19 protein-coding genes and 1 tRNA gene are annotated in these 16,290 nt (G+C 59.7%); 12 read left to right on the forward strand and 8 right to left on the reverse strand.

Features of this window, described 5'->3' with window-relative positions; all coding sequences use genetic code 11:
* Positions 1-4 precede the first annotated feature (4 nt).
* Genes R1T46_RS17320 through R1T46_RS17330 form a run of 3 tightly spaced genes read right to left on the reverse strand, consistent with a single transcriptional unit; the run spans position 5 to position 1,764 of the window.
* Complete coding sequence (locus R1T46_RS17320) at positions 5-643, reverse strand: TIGR04282 family arsenosugar biosynthesis glycosyltransferase (RefSeq protein WP_317306336.1); 639 nt, start codon at positions 641-643, stop codon at positions 5-7.
* Positions 627-1,370 (reverse strand): TIGR04283 family arsenosugar biosynthesis glycosyltransferase, encoded by a 744-nt coding sequence (locus R1T46_RS17325; protein ID WP_227664155.1) that lies wholly within the window; start codon positions 1,368-1,370, stop codon positions 627-629. Before R1T46_RS17325 ends, R1T46_RS17320 begins: the two co-directional genes overlap by 17 nt.
* 25 nt (positions 1,371-1,395) lie before the next feature.
* A complete protein-coding gene (locus R1T46_RS17330; RefSeq protein WP_075194573.1) occupies positions 1,396-1,764 on the reverse strand; it encodes a DUF488 domain-containing protein in 369 nt (122 codons plus the stop codon).
* A gap of 87 nt (positions 1,765-1,851) precedes the next feature.
* Between R1T46_RS17330 and R1T46_RS17335 the strand changes: the two genes are divergently transcribed.
* Positions 1,852-1,928 (forward strand) — tRNA-Arg (locus tag R1T46_RS17335).
* 22 nt (positions 1,929-1,950) lie between these two features.
* On the opposite strand, the gene merR is transcribed toward R1T46_RS17335, so the two are convergent.
* The 4 genes from merR to merT form a co-directional block, all read right to left on the reverse strand.
* A complete protein-coding gene (merR, locus tag R1T46_RS17340; protein ID WP_286749383.1) occupies positions 1,951-2,385 on the reverse strand; it encodes an Hg(II)-responsive transcriptional regulator in 435 nt (144 codons plus the stop codon).
* Between the two features lie 97 nt (positions 2,386-2,482).
* Positions 2,483-3,886, reverse strand: coding sequence for a mercury(II) reductase (merA, locus tag R1T46_RS17345; RefSeq protein WP_317306338.1), 1,404 nt, complete (start codon positions 3,884-3,886; stop codon positions 2,483-2,485).
* A gap of 5 nt (positions 3,887-3,891) precedes the next feature.
* Complete coding sequence (merP, locus tag R1T46_RS17350; RefSeq protein WP_317306339.1) at positions 3,892-4,188, reverse strand: mercury resistance system periplasmic binding protein MerP; 297 nt, start codon at positions 4,186-4,188, stop codon at positions 3,892-3,894.
* Between the two features lie 13 nt (positions 4,189-4,201).
* Complete coding sequence (gene merT, locus R1T46_RS17355) at positions 4,202-4,564, reverse strand: mercuric ion transporter MerT (protein ID WP_317306340.1); 363 nt, start codon at positions 4,562-4,564, stop codon at positions 4,202-4,204.
* A 163-nt stretch (positions 4,565-4,727) separates the two neighbouring features.
* Between merT and R1T46_RS17360 the strand changes: the two genes are divergently transcribed.
* From R1T46_RS17360 to R1T46_RS17410, 11 genes are all read left to right on the forward strand, one after another.
* Positions 4,728-5,402: a MerR family transcriptional regulator gene (locus R1T46_RS17360; RefSeq protein ID WP_278593430.1), complete on the forward strand. Its 675-nt coding sequence runs from the start codon at positions 4,728-4,730 to the stop codon at positions 5,400-5,402.
* A gap of 227 nt (positions 5,403-5,629) precedes the next feature.
* The gene (locus R1T46_RS17365) at positions 5,630-7,084 is read left to right on the forward strand and encodes a cytochrome D1 domain-containing protein (protein WP_185906433.1); all 1,455 of its coding nucleotides are present in this window, start codon (positions 5,630-5,632) and stop codon (positions 7,082-7,084) included.
* Positions 7,085-7,157: 73 nt separating this feature from the next.
* On the forward strand, positions 7,158-7,742 hold the full coding sequence (locus tag R1T46_RS17370; protein WP_127400882.1) for an RNA polymerase sigma factor: 585 nt from the start codon (positions 7,158-7,160) through the stop codon (positions 7,740-7,742).
* Positions 7,735-8,550 (forward strand): anti-sigma factor family protein, encoded by an 816-nt coding sequence (locus tag R1T46_RS17375; protein ID WP_127400880.1) that lies wholly within the window; start codon positions 7,735-7,737, stop codon positions 8,548-8,550. The genes R1T46_RS17370 and R1T46_RS17375 overlap by 8 nt, the downstream gene beginning before the upstream one ends.
* A 125-nt stretch (positions 8,551-8,675) precedes the next feature.
* Positions 8,676-9,905: a sulfite oxidase gene (locus tag R1T46_RS17380; RefSeq protein ID WP_127400878.1), complete on the forward strand. Its 1,230-nt coding sequence runs from the start codon at positions 8,676-8,678 to the stop codon at positions 9,903-9,905.
* 66 nt (positions 9,906-9,971) lie between these two features.
* Positions 9,972-10,286, forward strand: coding sequence for a c-type cytochrome (locus tag R1T46_RS17385; RefSeq protein ID WP_127400877.1), 315 nt, complete (start codon positions 9,972-9,974; stop codon positions 10,284-10,286).
* A gap of 186 nt (positions 10,287-10,472) precedes the next feature.
* On the forward strand, positions 10,473-10,634 hold the full coding sequence (locus R1T46_RS17390) for a hypothetical protein (protein ID WP_317306345.1): 162 nt from the start codon (positions 10,473-10,475) through the stop codon (positions 10,632-10,634).
* A gap of 140 nt (positions 10,635-10,774) precedes the next feature.
* The gene (locus tag R1T46_RS17395; protein ID WP_317306346.1) at positions 10,775-13,201 is read left to right on the forward strand and encodes a cation-translocating P-type ATPase; all 2,427 of its coding nucleotides are present in this window, start codon (positions 10,775-10,777) and stop codon (positions 13,199-13,201) included.
* 41 nt (positions 13,202-13,242) lie between these two features.
* The gene (locus R1T46_RS17400; RefSeq protein ID WP_199448948.1) at positions 13,243-13,560 is read left to right on the forward strand and encodes a heavy-metal-associated domain-containing protein; all 318 of its coding nucleotides are present in this window, start codon (positions 13,243-13,245) and stop codon (positions 13,558-13,560) included.
* A complete protein-coding gene (locus R1T46_RS17405) occupies positions 13,550-14,467 on the forward strand; it encodes a transporter (RefSeq protein WP_288352886.1) in 918 nt (305 codons plus the stop codon). The genes R1T46_RS17400 and R1T46_RS17405 overlap by 11 nt, the downstream gene beginning before the upstream one ends.
* A gap of 14 nt (positions 14,468-14,481) precedes the next feature.
* Positions 14,482-15,453 (forward strand): NHL repeat-containing protein, encoded by a 972-nt coding sequence (locus R1T46_RS17410; protein ID WP_317306347.1) that lies wholly within the window; start codon positions 14,482-14,484, stop codon positions 15,451-15,453.
* Here R1T46_RS17410 and R1T46_RS17415 read toward each other — a convergent pair.
* A complete protein-coding gene (locus R1T46_RS17415) occupies positions 15,450-16,289 on the reverse strand; it encodes an ABC transporter ATP-binding protein (protein WP_317306348.1) in 840 nt (279 codons plus the stop codon). The genes R1T46_RS17410 and R1T46_RS17415 overlap by 4 nt on opposite strands.
* Position 16,290 lies beyond the last annotated feature (1 nt).

A 16,290-nucleotide genomic window follows, 5' to 3' on the forward strand; every position in this document is an offset into this window, starting at 1 on the left:
GCTCTCAACCTGAGGACTGGCCCGTGAACCGGTGCCAGTCTTCGGGTTCATCCACGTCCCATCGTTGCGGAAGCAACCTGAATGACAAACCCGCTTGCGTAAGGCGGTCACAGGTTTGCGACAACGCCTTTTCCGTTCCCCAGGCCACGTCGGCCTGCATGCCCGGGAGGACCCGGCGAGCACCGATGAGTACATAGCCGCCGTCCTCCGACGGCCCCAGTACCACGTCCACCTCGTCCAGCGCAGCCACGGCTGTTCGCACGTAGTCCGCATCCACGGAGGGGCAATCACTGCCCACAATCATCGCCTTGCCAAAGCCACGCAACCCTGCGTCCAGTGCCTGTGACATGCGTTCCCCAAGGATGTCGCCCTCCTGTACAGCCTGAGCAACGCCGTGAACGTCAAGCCGTTCCAGTACAGGAGCAGCACCCGTGGGCGCATTCTCCAGCGCCCGGTCCCACAGGAACTGGACGGTATAACCACTGGCCACCAGATTATCGAGCACGGCCAGACTGAGCCTGACGTGTGCCGCCATAGCGCCCTCGGCGCCCAGTGCCGGCATCAGACGGGTTTTCACCCTGCCCGCCTCCGGCCACTTGGAAAACTGCATAACCAGCACTGAAGCATCAGGATTGACGGGCATTACGAACATCCGACCGGTAGAGGGTAACAAGGGTTTCCGGCGAGTCGCCGCGCCAATAGCGCCAGCGCAATCGCCACATCAGCAGGATGGTACGCCAGGCACCTTGCTGTTCCCAGCGCCGGCTATCCGTGACCACGGGATCGGTAATACGGAAAGGTCGTGACACCAGTCTCAGACGAGACGATAGTTCCACATCCTCCATCAACGGCATCTCTTCAAAGCCACGCAAGGCCTCGAACACCGGCCGACGCACGAACAGAGCCTGGTCGCCAGTAGCGATACCCGTCAGCCAGGAGCGTTGATTCATGAACCAGGCGATCACCCGGTACAGCACTCTCTTGCCGCTGAGACGCACATCAAACCGCCCCCATGCCTTACGGCTTGCATTAAATTGCTCCAGTGCCGCCAGCGCAGAATCCGGTAAACGGGTATCAGCGTGCAGGAACAGAAGGACATCGCCACGGGCTGCTTGTGCGCCGGCGTTCATTTGCGGCGCCCTTCCACGGCCACACTGGATGACACGGTCACAATGACCCTGCGCCAGCCTGGCTGTTCCATCATCACTGCCACCGTCCACCACAATGACTTCATGGCCCGCCGCTCTGAGCGGCTGCAGATGATCCAGGGTGTCGCGAATGGTGGCGGCTTCCTGCCAAACAGGCACAATAACGCTTAAACGCAACGGCTGGGGCGGTGTCTTGGAAGTGTGCTGTGCTGGTGTCTTCAATGCGCCTGGTATCCCCTGTGCCCGATCAAACCGGTAGCTGCCTCGCCTCAATAAACTGTTTCAACGCTACCGCATTATTATGATCTGTATCCTTGGCTGCAAATACCAGCGTGATTCGTTCGTGCTTATCAACGTAGGATGCCAGAGTGCACAGGTCCGCACGATCGGACGATGCCAGTTCCTGCAGGTACTTTTCACGAAACCCGTCCCATCGGGCCGGGTCATGGCCAAACCACTTACGCAATTCAGTGGATGGGGCCAAATCCTTCAACCACTCGGCCAGACTGGCCTTTTCCTTGGCAACGCCTCTCGGCCACACCCGGTCAACCAACAGCCTCGGACCATCAGAACGGGCCGGTTCATCATAGGCACGCTTCAACCGAATTTCTGTCATAGCGATCTCCTTCTATTCCGGAAGTATTCCCGCAAGCCCTTGAGACACATCACTCAGCCCGCTATCATACCCGCCTTCTGACGATCAGCCCCCGTAGCTCATCTGGATAGAGCGTCCCCCTCCTAAGGGGAAGGTAGCAGGTTCGAGTCCTGCCGGGGGTACCATACCATCAATAAAATCATATGGTTAGAGATCTGTCTCTGGGACTTTACTGATTCCGGTGTGCAATGACGCAATGAGAGGGCACGCGATGTCCCCTTTTTGTTCATGGCATCGAGCGACCATATCGCTCAGAACACTTTCAATCCTCTCCAGTTTTTTAATCTTTTCACGCACGGACTTCAGTTTATGCTCGGCCAGGACACTGGCTTCCTGGCAGTGTGCACCATCTTCCAGCCGAAGCAGGTCGATAATTTCGTCGAGACTGAAGCCTAGATTCTGCCCCGATTTCACGAACGTCAATCGATCGATATCAGCAGAACCATAGCGTCTGATCCCACCGGGAGGACGCTGGGGTTCCGATAACAGGCCCCGCCGCTGGTAATAGCGAATGGTCTCGACATGGACACCGGTCGCCTTGGCCAGCCCACCGATGGTCAGTGGATTTACTTTATTCACCATGCGGGCTTACTCCGTAGTTGACTACGGCATCAGTTTACTTCATCAAACAAGGTCACTAATAGAGCATTTTCCCATGCTATCCATGGGTTGCCTTGCCTTATCCCGCACAGCAGGATAATTGTTTAACATCCTTGGTAAAGGTTTGAGCGCACAGCTTCAAACCTTCTACCATCGTCAGGTACGGGAACAGCTCATCGGCAATCTCGTTGACGGTCATGCGCGCACGTAGCGCCATCACCGCAGTCTGGATCAGTTCGCCGGCCTCACCCGCCACGGATTGCACACCCAGTAACCGCCCGCTTTCACGTTCCGCGACCATTTTGATGAAGCCCCCGGTATCAAAGTTGACCAGTGCCCTTGGCACGTTGTCGAGGGTCAGGGTGCGGCTGTCAGTGACGAAGCCTCTTGCCTCAGCGTCGGCTTCAGACAAACCGACGGTCGCAATCTGCGGATCGGTAAAGACCACTTCGGGCATGGCGCTGAGATCGAGCCGCGCATCACCACCGGTCATATTGACCGCTGCCCGACTGCCGCCCGCGGCCGCCACATAGACAAACTGCGGCTGGTCGGTGCAGTCCCCAGCAGCATAGATGTCGGGCACGGTGGTACGCAGACAGTCATCGACTAAAATCGCCCTGCGGGCAGTCTCGACGCCGATAGCCTCCAGGTTCAGCCTGTCTGTGTTCGGTGTACGTCCCACGGCCACCAGCAGCCGATCGGCGCGCAGCTCTCCCACGTTTGTGGCGAGCACGAACTCCTCATTGGTATAGCGGATCTGGCTCGCCTGCGTGTCATTCAGAACCTTGATACCCTCGGCCTGGAACGCGGTTTCAATGGCCTCGCCAACAGCCGGGTCCTCACGGGAAAACAGCCGGCTACGCGCCAGGATGGTCACCTCGCTGCCCAGCCGGGCAAACGCCTGTGCCAGCTCCACTGCCACGACGGACGCCCCGATGACAACCAGCCGTTCCGGAATGGTGTCGCTGGCCAGTGCCGTGGTGGACGTCCAGTACGGCGTATCGGACAGGCCCGGAACCGGGGGAATGGTAGGCCCCGCACCGGTACCAATGAACGCTCTGTCAAAGCGTACCTCGCGTTCCGTGCCGTCGGTTCCAGTCACTGTCAGCGTATTGGCGTCGGTAAAACGGGCCTCACCCTGCAGGACAGTGATCGCCGGATTGTCTTCGAGAATCCCCTCATATTTCGCGTGACGAAGCTCATCGACCCGGGCCTGTTGCTGGGCCAGTAACCGGGGCCGGTGAATAGAAGGCTCGACCGCGGCAATGCCCTCGTCGAACGGACTGGCGCGACGCATGTGGGCCACGTGAGCGGCGCGGATCATGATCTTCGAGGGCACGCAGCCGACATTGACGCAAGTGCCACCGATGGTGCCACGCTCGATCAGCGTGACCCGGGCTCCGCGTTCCGCCGACTTCAAGGCGGCGGCCATGGCAGCGCCGCCACTGCCAATCACGGCAATGTGCAGATCGTTATCACTCATAAACACTACTCCTGTTTCGCCCCGGACTGTATCAGTGTGGACGGGTAGCCCGCGTTGGTCGTGGCCTCAGTTATTGCTTCAACGGAGGTTTTTTCATCGTCGAAAGTAACCGTCGCATCCCGTTCCTCATAACGGACCTGCACAGAACTCACCCCATCGACCCTCTTGAGAGCGGCTTTGACGGTGATCGGGCAAGCCGAACAAGTCATTCCGGGAACCGACAAGGTCACCGTTTTTTGCGCCGCCAAGGCAGGCAGGCTGAACAGCGCAAACAGTACGGCAGTGATCAGGGACTTTCTCATGGTGTATGGCCTCTCAGTAAAATAGCGGTAAGACGAAAGGGAATGCCAACGCGATCAGTACGAGCAGCGCGACGATCCAGAAGGTGATCTTGTAAGCGGTGCGCACTTGCGGTACTGCGCAGACCTCGCCCGGATCGCAATCCTGTGCAGGCCGGTATATCCGACGCCAGGCAAAGACCATCGCCACCAGAGCAGCACCAATGAACCACGGCCGGTAGGGCTCCAGAGCGGCAAGGTTACCGATCCAGGCACCGGAAACACCAAGGGTGATCAGAACCAGGGGGCCAAGACAGCAGGCCGATGCGAGCACTGCTGCGACCCCGCCTGCGATTAACGACCCGCGACCGGATTTGGGCTCTGCTTTCAACTCTGACATTACGACGGTTCCTTTCACGGCTCTGCTGATTACCTCCAAAATACTTCCGTAGCCGGCTACGGAGTCAAGCTCTTCACTCTTATAGAATGCTCAGCACTCTTGACCCCGTACCGTGGTACGGGCACTAATGTGAGCTGAGAGTTCGTGAGGTGAGGATTCCGCCATGACTGACATGACCATTGGCAAAGTGGCTGACGTGGTGGGTGTCGGTGTCGAGACGATTCGTTTTTACGAACGCCGCAAGCTCATCGAGCAGCCACCACGTCCCAGGGAAGGTGGCTATCGTATTTACTCGGACACCACGGTAAAGCGACTGCATTTTATTCGTCGAGCGCAAGAGCTGGGCTTCTCACTGCGTGAGATCGCTGAGCTGCTCGCGTTGCGTGATGCCGAAAGCAACCAGGCAGACGCAAGTGATGTACGCCAGCGGGCGATGGCAAAGCTGCACGACGTAGACCAGAAAATTGACCAGTTACGGCGAATCCGCCAGGGGCTGGCGGCACTTGTGGACTGTTGTCCCGGACAGGGGCCGTTGCAGTGTTGTTCCATATTTGACGCCCTGGAGCAGAATGCGGGGCCTACAGGCGGGCCGATCATAAGTGAGGAGACAGACATGCAGACAATCAGGCTTTCAATCGGCGGCATGCACTGCGGTGGGTGCGAGGAAATTGTTCGTCATGTTCTCGAACAGCAAACCGGCGTCAAGGGGTGTTCCGTCTCCCATGAAAGCGGTGAAGCCCGGGTGGCAGTTGACGAATCAAGGATTTCGGACGAACAACTTGCGGAGGCTGTGCGTGGTGCGGGGTACTCCGCAAACATCATGAACACGACAGAATAACCCCTTGGAATTCTCGGCGGCCTTGCCTCTGGCCGCCGGCCTCGGGTTACTGGCCTTCGTTGAGCCTTGGTCTGCGGGTAGGGGCCGGGCCGAAAGTTTCGGGAATAAATCCCGGCCCGGTGACGCCTTTGGCTTCAGAGATCGTTTTCGACCGGTGCTTTGTTGGCAAGAGGTCTTGCCAGCACATGAGTCCGGCCGAACTTCTTTTAGCCTTTGGAGTTTGTAATATGCGTCCACCGATCCCCCATGCCATCACATCATTCGTCGCCGCAACCCTGCTCAGTGTCAGTGTGCCCGTGAGCGCGGCGGAAAACACCCGCTTTGAGCGCGGCAGCGAGGTGTACAACCAGCAGTGCGCTGCCTGCCATCAGGCTCAGGGTCAAGGCATACCGGGGTCGTTTCCCCCGCAAAAAAACCACACCGCTCAAATGTACAATGCCACTGACGGTATCGGTGGCCGCCGCTATCTGGGGCATGTGCTGCAGTACGGCCTGACCGGCCCCATCAAAGTCGACGGCACAAGCTACAACGGCAACATGCCGGCCTGGGGCGGTGCGCTCACTAGCCAGCAAATGGCGGATGTGCTGAATTACGTGCTGACGGCGTTCGGCAATGAAAAGCGGATTGCTGGTGAGTTTCAGCCCTACACTCCTGAAGACATCGAAGCGATTGCGGGTAAGGACCTGTCCGGCAAGGATGTTTACCAGCTGCGGCAGACCCTGCTGGGCCAATCGCCTGAGCAGTCGCGGAACAAAGCCACTCCCGTGCGGTCGGCGCCCGAACTAAGCCTGGAAAAGTCCATTCGCGACCCTCTGTATGTGGCGGTCCAGAACAGCGGCATCGTGAAAGTCCTACCCTCAAAACAGGCCTGGCCCGGCGTCGCGGGCGCTCACTACGATGCCCTGAGTCCTGATGGTTCCCGGCTGATGGTGTCCGGCTTCAAAACCGGCAATGTCTACGTTTTGAATACCGCCAGCGGTGAGGTGATGGCCAGCGTGCCGATCGGTGAGGTGGCCCAGGGCGTAAAAATCTCACCGGATGGCCGTTACGGCCTCGCCGTGGCGCCGACCCAGGGCGACGTTGCGGTGATCGATATGAATACCCTTGAACTGGTCAGGAAAATTCCAGTGGGCAAGGTACCCCACAACCTCGTTTACAGCGCCGACGGCACACTCGCCTACGTCACGCTGCAGGGCGAAGGCGCGCTGGCGGTAGTGGATATGCGGGCTCTGGAAAAACAGCGTCAGATCCCCACTCCGGGTCTCAAGACGCCTCACAACATTGACATCAGCGCCAACGGTCAACGGCTATGGCTGCGCGACTTTACCGGCAACGTGGGGGTACTGGACCTGGCTAGCGAAACCATGCTGAAAACTTTTAAAGTGGGTAGTGGCCATGGCGGCATCGACGTGGTGCCTGGCGAGCAATACGTCGCAACCGGTGCGATTTCTGCGTCCGTGGTCACTATAATCGACTCCGAGAGCCTTAAAATTGTCAAAAATGTCGACGTGGGCGTTGGCCCCCACGGCGTTCGGGCAAGCCGCGATGGCCAGTTCATTTACGCGTCGGTCACGGCGGATAACCACATTGCCGTTATTGATACCCAGTCCCTCGAGGTGGTCCGCCGGGAGCCAGTTGGAGGCCAGTTCCCCTTCTGGCTCGCAGTACCGGGCAATCCATAAAAAAGTCGGGAATAAAAGGCGATCCGGTGACGCCCTCCAGTAAAGTAACCATAAATAGGTAGCGGGCAGCCCCATGCGCAGCACTGGAAGCAGGCAGCAATTCGACACCCTGGTACGGCCCTGGCGCTACCGCCTGTACGGTGTTGCGCAACGCCAGGCCCCCTCACAGGAAATGGCGGAGGACTGGACCCAGGAGACCTTGCTCCGGGCCTGGCGGGACTTTGACCAACTGGACGATCACGTGGCGGCCTACGCCTGGCTGCTAAGGATTCTCAACCGGGTGGTCGCCGATGACTATCGGCGGGATGGGCGCCGGCAGCAACTGGCTCCGGTGCTGACCACCGGTGACGCGGTGTTGAATGGGTATCCCTGCAGTGCCCCAGGCCCCTTCGATCAGGTCCTGAAAAACCAGAGCGATGCGCAGGTCATGGCTGCGGTTCACGCCCTGCCGGACAGCTTTCGGCAGGTCATTCTGTTGCGGGACTTTGAGGAGCTGAGCTATCAGGACATCGCACAAATTTTGGATCTGGCACCGGGGACGGTCATGAGTCGCCTGTCACGCGCGCGGCGCCTGCTCGCTAAGCGACTGATCAAGGCAAACCCGAGCGCCTTGGCTACCAGCCACACAAAATACACATCGGTGAATCCTCATGAGTGATCTCAAAAACACAAACACCCACGAATGGTCCGACCTGCACGCCGAAATCCAGGATTGGCTGGCGGGCTATGCGGATGGTGAGTTGGATGAGCATCACACCGCCCTGGTCGAGGCCCATCTTGCTGGATGCAAGACCTGCCAACACGATGTCGAACGTCAGCGGATTCTTTCCGAACGACTGCAGATGATACCCACTCCGGGACTGTCCGCCGATTTTGACGGGCGGCTCGATATCGCCCTTGCGAACGCCCCCGCTGGTGGCAAGCGCCCATCCGGTCGTCGCCGCATGACGAATCTGAAACGCTGGCTGAGCAGCCTTCGCCCGTCGGTTGTAATTGGCAGTGGCGGTTGGGCCGTTGCCCTGGTACTGGCAGCGGTACTGCTGATGCCCAGCGTGACGCCGGATAATATCAACAGGATTCCCATGGTCAGTGACGTGCTGAACGATTATCAGCGTGTCGCCCTTGAGGAGCTGCCTACCCAGGCCGGCAACTCGGAAGTGTCTCCGCCATTGCCGTGGGCAAACAGCCGGGTGCTGGCAACCTGGATGACCCGAGTGGGGGGCGAGCCTGCCCAGGCGTACGCCATACGCCAGGGCAACAGCCTAGTCATCCAGTATCGTATCTCGGAGCGCGTGTTCTTCCGGAATCCGGATGTGCGACAGGCGGTGGCCCGAGCCGGCGACTTTCGTACCCGGGCCGATCAGTTGGAGGTGCTCGGGCTACCCATGGAGGACTCGGGATTGCTGGTGGTTGCGCCAGCCGGGAATATGCCGGCGGTGAGCGAATCCACGACGGGGGCCTCCTGACACGCTGTCAACGGCGATTATTTGACCATGAAATACACTGAATCAAAATCAGGTTTGTCACGAATTCACGGCACCGATGACCACCGTCGGCAAGTGTTCTGAACAAACATCAACGAGGGAAAACCATGTCTGTTTTCGATGCGTCTTCAACGTCCCGCCGTGCACCCGAAAGTTCTTTACCGATAAGTCGCCGGCGCCTGCTGCTGGGCTCTGCCGGCGCCATGGCCTCCGTCAGTCTGCTGGGGCTAAGCCCCCTTGCCAGGTCGGAGGAACCCAAAACGCTGCCCGATTACGTGCGCTGGAAAAACGCCAATGACGTGATCGTGCACAGCGCCAACACCATCGAAACCGAGCGCGGCGCCATTGGCAGTGGTGTGGTGACGAACAGTGACAAACTGTATGTCCGTAACAACCTGCCAGCCCCCAATGCTGATATTGTGGCGGACCGGAACGCTTGGAAAATCACGTTGGAAGGCGTCAATTCGCCCCAGACCCTGACCCTGGGTGAGCTGAAAAAAATGGGTGTTGAGACGGTAACCACCGTTCTGCAATGCTCGGGCAACGGGCGAGCCTACTTTGAGCACGGCCCGGGCGGTACCCAATGGGGCACCGGCGCGGCAGGCTGCCTGGTGTGGACCGGCGTACCGCTGCGTGACGTTGTGGCCCGGCTCGGCGGAGTAAAGCCGGACATGAACTACATCACCAGCACCGGCGGCGAGACCCTGCCTGCAGGGTTGGACCCGAAAACCATTATGGTGGAGCGCTCCGTTCCGGTGAGGGCGCTGGATCAGGCGCTGCTGGCCTGGCAAATGAATGATGAGCCCGTGCCGCTGGCTCATGGCGGCCCACTGCGCATGGTCTTTCCGGGTTATTTCGGGGTCAATAACGTGAAATACGTGGACCGAGTCGCGTTTACCGAGGGGCAGTCAGACGCCAAGATCCAGGCCTCAGGCTACCGCATTCGTCCCATTGGCGAAAAAGGCGCGCCCGGTCAGCCGTCGATGTGGGAGATGCCGGTCAAATCCTGGGTCACCGCCCCGCTGACAACGGCCAGCAAGGGCAGGAATCTGATTTACGGCGTCGCATTCGGCGGCATCAATGCCGTTAACCAGGTGGAGGTGTCGGCCGACGGTGGCGAGACCTGGAAGAGTGCCCGTTTCCTGGGTCCGGACATGGGGCGCTACGCCTGGCGGCCGTTTGTGGTGGCGATGGATCTGAGCGCCGGCGACCATCGGATCGTTAGCCGCGCGACGGACACCGAGGGCAACACCCAGCCGCCCACCCGCACCGAGAATGAGCGCGGTTACGGCAACGCCAGTTGGAAAGACCATGGCGTGACCGTCACCGTTTCCTGAGTGTATTAACCCTGTGGTGGTCCGTTGGTCGGGCCGCCTGTTCCCTTGACTGAATCAGGATTTTCCATGTTATTACGCACACTGTTGTTGACGATCTTTGCCCTCGCCACTGGCCCTGTATTGGCGGATGAGCAGCTCGAACTGGGTAAGAAAGTGTTCCTGGAGCAGGCACAACCATCCTGCACGGTTTGCCATACGCTGAACGATGCCGGTTCCGCCGGTGAGATCGGCCCCAATCTTGACCAGCTCAAGCCCTCGGCGGAGCAGGTCAGCAACGCGGTGAAGAGTGGTGTTGGCATCATGCCGGCCTTCGGTGACTCACTGTCAGAGCGGCAGATCAGTGCCGTGGCGAAGTACATTGAATCGGTCACCCGAAAATAGTCCTCCCGCATGCCGGATGACTCACCGCTATGGGTCAGGGTTCATTCTGTGCCACTCAGCTGAGAACCCTTGACCCTGTATCGGGGTACGGGTGTTAATCTGTGGCTTAATTCACGTGCGACAGAGTAGTTCCTTGGAATTTTCAGTTGCTTTGCCTCTGGCTACTGGCCTTCGTTGAGCCCTGACGTGGGCCTCTTTGATGGCCGTGCTTGGCGTGATGCCGTCTTCGTTGGAACCGCCTTCACCGGGCTGCAGCAAGGCCTGTGGGCTGTGCTCGGGAGTCTCTATGTGTTGGTCGGGCTGCTTTACCTGGGTGGTGGCACCTCGTGGTTTATTGCGCTGGCTTAGGCCTTAAGACCAAGTACATCCTCCCTGTTTTGACAGCTTTCCCTGTTTAACCTGTTTGATATTCCTCAATCACTTGACTCCGTATCTTGGTACGGGGCCTACCCTTGAAACATGACCTCATTTCATCAAGGGGACGCATCATGAACACGGCAGTGACAACCGCTGACGACGATACCCAGCCCTGGAGTCTGGAATCCACGGCGGACCCCGACATTCAACGGGTCAAGGCCCATATCGGTGGACTGCACTGCTCGCTGTGTACCGGCACGATTGAAAGCGCGCTGGGCAAGAAATCCGGCGTGCGTCGGGTTGCAGTGAGTCTGACTCACGAGCAGGCGCTGGTGGAGTTCGACTCTCGGGAGAACAGCGCCGAGGCTCTGATGGGTACCTTGCAGCAGATCGGCTACACCCTGAGCGACCCGCGCAAGGTGGAACCGTTCGAACGCCAGGAGCAGGCGCTGGCGATTGAGCGCAATCGGTTTGTCGTCGCCCTGGCCATGAGCCTGGCAGCGGTCGGACTGATCGTTGATTTTACCTCGGCCTCGACCTTCGGGCTTTCCGCGCTGGTGTACGTCAGCCTGGTTCTGTTCGGCTTCGCGGTGCTGCGCGGCCAGGGTAGGTCAGCCGCACTCACGGGAACGGCCCTGTTGGCGGCAGGCGGACTGGCATTCCTTGCGCTGCGCACCACCGGTGTTTTGGGCGGTTATGAGCCGTTGGCCGTCGGCGCGCTGGCACTGGGTATGGTGTTTGGCGTGGCACGGCAAATGTTGAACATGGCCTTTCAGGCGTTGCGCCGTGGCATCCTCAACCAGCACGTACTGGTGGAAATCGGTGCCTTCGCAGGGCTGACCGGGGGCGCCATCGGCCTGATCGCATCGCCCGAAGGTTATCCCACGGCGGCGTTTTTCGCCGTCTCCGTCATGGTACTGACCTATCATCTGTTCTCCGAATGGCTGTCGCTGATCGTCAAGACCCGCAGCTCGCAATCGGTCAAGCGGTTGCTGGACCTGCAGCCGGAGACGGCGTGCGTCGTCACCGAGGACGGTGAGCGTGACATGCTCGCAGACCAGGTTGAGGTTGGTATGCGGGTACGTATCAGGCCCGGAGAACGCATTCCCCTGGACGGCGAGGTGGTTGAAGGCGGTTCGGCCGTGGACGAGTCCCTGATCACGGGCGAGCCGCTACCGGTGGAGAAAACCACTGGCGATACCGTCGTGGGCGGCGCCATCAACGGCTCCGGCACCCTTCTTCTGCAGGTAACGGCCATCGGCAGCGAAAGCTTTCTCCAGCAAGTGATCAGCAGCATTGAGGATGCGCGTGCACTCAAGCCGGGATTGCTGCACCTGGTGGATCGCGTGCTGCGGATCTATACGCCGGCCGTGCTGATCATATCGGCGCTCGCCTTTGGCTTCTGGTCGGTCGGCCCTGTACTGATTGGCGGCGAGCCGGCCCTCGAACGAGCCGTTTTTGCCGCCCTGACAGTGCTGGTCATGGGTTATCCCTGCGCCGTGGGCATCTCAGCACCCCTATCCATCGTACGTGGCGCAGGAGAAGCTGCGGACAAGGGCGTACTGATGCGCACCGGCGAGGCTTTTCAGGCCCTGCGCAAAGTGAACAAGGTGGTGTTCGACAAGACCGGCACTCTCACCGAGGGCCGTCCCGCTGTACGCTCTCTGTACAGTGTGGATGGCAACGACGATGCGCTGCTGGCGCTGGCTGCAGCCGTGGAGGCGGTCTCGGAGCACCCGCTGGGGCGGGCCGTCGTTGAAGCGGCACTTGAAAGAAATGTGGACTTCCCCGAGATCGCCGATTTTCAGGCCGAATCCGGTCGTGGTGTCACCGCGCAGGTGAATGGCAAGCAGGTACTGGTGGGCAGCCCGCGTTTTGCCGAAGCGGCTGGCGTGGAAATGACATCCGTTGCCGATGCAGTGGAAGCGGACGAGGCCCAGGGCCGTACGGTAATCGTGGTGGCCCGCGATGGCACTTTGTTGGGCACCATCGCACTCGGTGACGCTCTGCGACCCGATGCCGCCGGCACCATAGCCAGCTTGCAGTCGATGGGCATCCGCACCGCCCTGTTGACGGGCGATAACGAACGCACTGCCCGCCACATCGCGCAACAGGCCGGTATTGATGAGGTGCATGCTGGCGTGCTGCCTGAACAGAAAGCGGACCGGCTGCGAACCATGCAGCAAAGCCAGCGGGTCGCCATGGTCGGCGACGGCATCAATGACGCCCCCGCCCTGATGCAGGCGGATGTGGGTATTGCCATGGGTGGCGGCACGGACATCGCCATTGACGCCGCCGACATTATCATCCTCAACAGCCGGGTGGACGCCGTGGTGACGGCAATAGACATCAGCCGTTGGGGCTATCGCAAAATGCTCCAGAACGTCAGCCTGGCCTTTTTGTTCAACGGTATCGGCATTCCGCTGGCCAGTACGGGGCTGATTTACCCGGTCTGGGCGATGGTGGCCATGGCAGCCAGCGTGACAGCCATTTTCATTAATTCATTGTGGCAACGCCCGGCATTGTTTTTCGATACGGTCGCGAGCGTGAATAATTGACCAACTCGTTTGTAAGCTACCCCCTGAAAAGAGGATTCGTCATGTTTAAAAAATGGTTCCTGATGTTAGCGGCGTTGGTGTTCAGCGTTGCCGCGCTGGCCGCCGACAAAAGCTACGTATTGGGCGTGGACGGCCTGGCCTGTCCCTTCTGTGCCTATGGCATCGAGAAACGTCTGAATAAAGTGGATGGCGTCACCGGCGTGGAGGTGGACATCGGAAAAAGTACGGTGCGTGTCACCCTTCAGGAGGGCAAGCCTTTCTCTGAGGAGCGGGCACGTCAGGCTGTTGAAGAGGCCGGCTTCACGCTGCGCTCATACTCAGAGGCCGAAGGTGAAACAGGAGGCAGTGATGCGAAATAACAACCAGTCAATAGGCTTGTCCCTGCTGGTCGGTGCTCTGGTACTGACCGGTGTGCCCTCGGCACAAGCCGCACCCAACACCTTCAACACGGCTCTGCCCGTGCCCCAGGGTGAAACCATCTGGCGGGAGCAACTGGTCTTACGAGAGCGTTCCGATGATGGGCCCATGGATCGAGAGGTCTCGGTCCAGGCTCTGGGCAGTGTCCTGGGTTATGGCATAACCTCGAAGCTGGCGGTGTTCGGCGTTGTCCCTTACTTTTTCAACAAGACACTGGACGTCACCACGCCCATGGGCCGGATTGAGCGCGATACCGGCGGCATCGGCGACGTCTCGTTGTTCGGGCGTTACACGGTTTACCAGGACGACTTCACCGGCGGCACCTTCCGGGTCGCGCCGATTTTCGGGCTCACCGCACCAACCGGCGACAGTGACGACCGCGATCGTTTCGGCGAACTGCCACGCCCATTGCAGGTTGGTGACGGAGCCTGGGATGGGTTTGGCGGCGTGGTGGCCACCTATCAGACTTTGCAGTACCAGATGGACGCGCAGTTGCTCTACCGCGAAAACGGGCGCCACGAAGGCTTCGCCCACGGCGACGAGACCCGTCTCGACGCCTCACTGCAATACCGGATCTGGCCACTCAGCCTGGAAGGTGTATCCGGCACTCCAGGCTTTACCTACGCCCTGCTCGAATCCAATCTCATTCACCGCGAGCGCAACGAGATCGGCAGTGGTACCGATGCCAATTCCGGTGGTACCCAATGGCTGCTGGCGCCCGGTTTGCAATACATCACCCGGCGTTGGGTCGTCGAGGGCACGGTACAACTGCCGGTGGCCGAAGATCCCAATGGTGATGCCATTCAGGACGATTACATTGTACGCGTTGGCTTTCGCCGCAATTTCTAGGGGTTGAGGGCATCATGAGAAACGTTGGTAAATGGCTCACCTACAGTACGCTCGGGCTGGTGGCAGCACTCACCCTGCTTGGCTGCGCGGGCGGAGCCATCAACTGGAACCAGGAACCGCCCTACTCGCTGACGCTTGCCTGGGGCGAAAAAGGCAGTGGTCCAGGGCAATTCAATGATCCCACCGGGATTGCGGTAACAGACACCGAGGTTTTCATCTCCGATGCCCGCAACGGGCGTATCCAGGTTTTCGATCACCAGGGGCAATTCAGGCGTGAATTCGGTGCACCCGGCGATGGGATCGGTGAGCTCGGGCGCCCCATGAACCTGACCATTCACAACGACAAACTTTACGTGCCGGAGTACATGAACGACCGGATTCAGGTGTTCAGCCTGACTGGCGAGCCGCTGAGGATCATTGGCAGCCCCGGCAAGGGGCCTGGCCAGTTTAACGCGCCCGGAGGTGTTGCAGTGGCCAATGACGGTGATCTGTTTGTGGCGGACTTTTACAATCACCGTGTGCAACATTTGAACACGGATGGCTCATTCGTCAAACAGTGGGGAACAACCGGGAAGACTGGCAGGAGTGCCGGCGAGTTTACCTATCCAACCGACGTGGCTCTGGGAAAGGATGGGGCTCTCTACGTGGCCGATGGCTACGGAAATCGTGTCCAGGTTTTTGACGCTGGCGGCGATTTCCTGCACAAGTGGGGAGGGCCGTTTGCCCTGGGCCTTTACGGGCCTTTCAAGGGCTGGTTCACCACCACGACGTCCATCGCGATTGGCCCCGAAGGCAATGTCTTTGTGGCGGATTTCTATAATGATCGTATACAGAAGTTCGCGGCGGATGGGGGTTACCTCACCGCATTTGGCAGCGAGCCGGAGAACCCCGGCCACATGGCGATGGCGGTTGCCGCTGGCCATGATGGAGCGGTGTGGAGCGTGAATTTTGCCGACAACCGGGTCGGGAGGTGGGAGCCGGATTAAGTGGTCTGATGCTCAGCCATCCCGTGGATCAGACCGTGATGGTTCGGTGTCGGGCTGTCCCGGAAAGACTCGGCAAATCCGGAACAGAATGGTCGGCCGTCCCGCCCCGTTGTGACGTGTGTATGCACCCGAAAGACCCGGTTGATCAGGGGCTCGGTAATAACCTCTCCGGGGCTGCCGATGGTTTCGAGCCGGCCGTCCGCCAGAACCGCAATCCGGTCGGCAAATTGTGCGGCCTGGTTCAGGTCATGCAATGACATCACCACCGTCAGCCCGTGTTCCCGATTCAGCTTGGACAGCAATTCCAGTACTTCCAGCTGGTAGCCCCAGTCCAGAAACGTGGTGGGTTCGTCCAGCAGCAGAATGTCGGTTTCCTGGGCCAGGGCCATGGCGATCCATACCCGCTGCTGTTGCCCTCCGGACAGCGCTTCTACCGGTCGCTCCGCCAAATCCGAGACCCCCGTCATTGCCATGGCATCGAGGGTTGCGTTGTCGTCGGTGGTGAGGTTGCGCTGCCACCATTTGCGGTGTGGGAAACGACCCAGCGCCACCAGATCCTGAACCCGAATGCCATCGGGAACGATCGGTTTCTGGGGCAGCATGGCGAGCCTGAGGGCCAGTTTGCCCCGGTGCCATTGGTCAACCGGCTGGTCGTCCAGGTAGACCTGACCGGACCGGGCCGGCAACAGGCCCGCAAAGCTTTTCAGCAAAGTACTTTTACCAGAACCGTTGGGGCCCAGCAGGCAGGTAATCCCACCCTCGGGAATGGCCAGCGAGACGTTGTCCACGACCGGTTTGGAGCCATAGGCAAGAGAGAGCTGCTCGGTTCGTAACATG

Origin of the sequence: Marinobacter salarius, assembly GCF_032922745.1 — a bacterium.
Taxonomy (GTDB): Bacteria; Pseudomonadota; Gammaproteobacteria; order Pseudomonadales; family Oleiphilaceae; genus Marinobacter.

Bases quoted from the DNA above. Each gene is read 5' to 3' on its own strand.
- R1T46_RS17405 (WP_288352886.1), top strand. From the start codon at position 13,550: ATGCGAAATAACAACCAGTCAATAGGCTTGTCCCTGCTGGTCGGTGCT.
- merT (WP_317306340.1), bottom strand. From the start codon at position 4,564: ATGTCAGAGTTGAAAGCAGAGCCCAAATCCGGTCGCGGGTCGTTAATC.
- R1T46_RS17330 (WP_075194573.1), bottom strand. From the start codon at position 1,764: ATGACAGAAATTCGGTTGAAGCGTGCCTATGATGAACCGGCCCGTTCT.
- R1T46_RS17385 (WP_127400877.1), top strand. From the start codon at position 9,972: ATGTTATTACGCACACTGTTGTTGACGATCTTTGCCCTCGCCACTGGC.
- R1T46_RS17395 (WP_317306346.1), top strand. From the start codon at position 10,775: ATGAACACGGCAGTGACAACCGCTGACGACGATACCCAGCCCTGGAGT.
- merA (WP_317306338.1), bottom strand. From the start codon at position 3,886: ATGAGTGATAACGATCTGCACATTGCCGTGATTGGCAGTGGCGGCGCT.
- R1T46_RS17360 (WP_278593430.1), top strand. From the start codon at position 4,728: ATGACTGACATGACCATTGGCAAAGTGGCTGACGTGGTGGGTGTCGGT.
- R1T46_RS17400 (WP_199448948.1), top strand. From the start codon at position 13,243: ATGTTTAAAAAATGGTTCCTGATGTTAGCGGCGTTGGTGTTCAGCGTT.
- merP (WP_317306339.1), bottom strand. From the start codon at position 4,188: ATGAGAAAGTCCCTGATCACTGCCGTACTGTTTGCGCTGTTCAGCCTG.
- merR (WP_286749383.1), bottom strand. From the start codon at position 2,385: ATGGTGAATAAAGTAAATCCACTGACCATCGGTGGGCTGGCCAAGGCG.
- R1T46_RS17415 (WP_317306348.1), bottom strand. From the start codon at position 16,289: ATGTTACGAACCGAGCAGCTCTCTCTTGCCTATGGCTCCAAACCGGTC.
- R1T46_RS17380 (WP_127400878.1), top strand. From the start codon at position 8,676: ATGTCTGTTTTCGATGCGTCTTCAACGTCCCGCCGTGCACCCGAAAGT.
- R1T46_RS17320 (WP_317306336.1), bottom strand. From the start codon at position 643: ATGCCCGTCAATCCTGATGCTTCAGTGCTGGTTATGCAGTTTTCCAAG.
- R1T46_RS17375 (WP_127400880.1), top strand. From the start codon at position 7,735: ATGAGTGATCTCAAAAACACAAACACCCACGAATGGTCCGACCTGCAC.
- R1T46_RS17370 (WP_127400882.1), top strand. From the start codon at position 7,158: ATGCGCAGCACTGGAAGCAGGCAGCAATTCGACACCCTGGTACGGCCC.
- R1T46_RS17365 (WP_185906433.1), top strand. From the start codon at position 5,630: ATGCGTCCACCGATCCCCCATGCCATCACATCATTCGTCGCCGCAACC.
- R1T46_RS17410 (WP_317306347.1), top strand. From the start codon at position 14,482: ATGAGAAACGTTGGTAAATGGCTCACCTACAGTACGCTCGGGCTGGTG.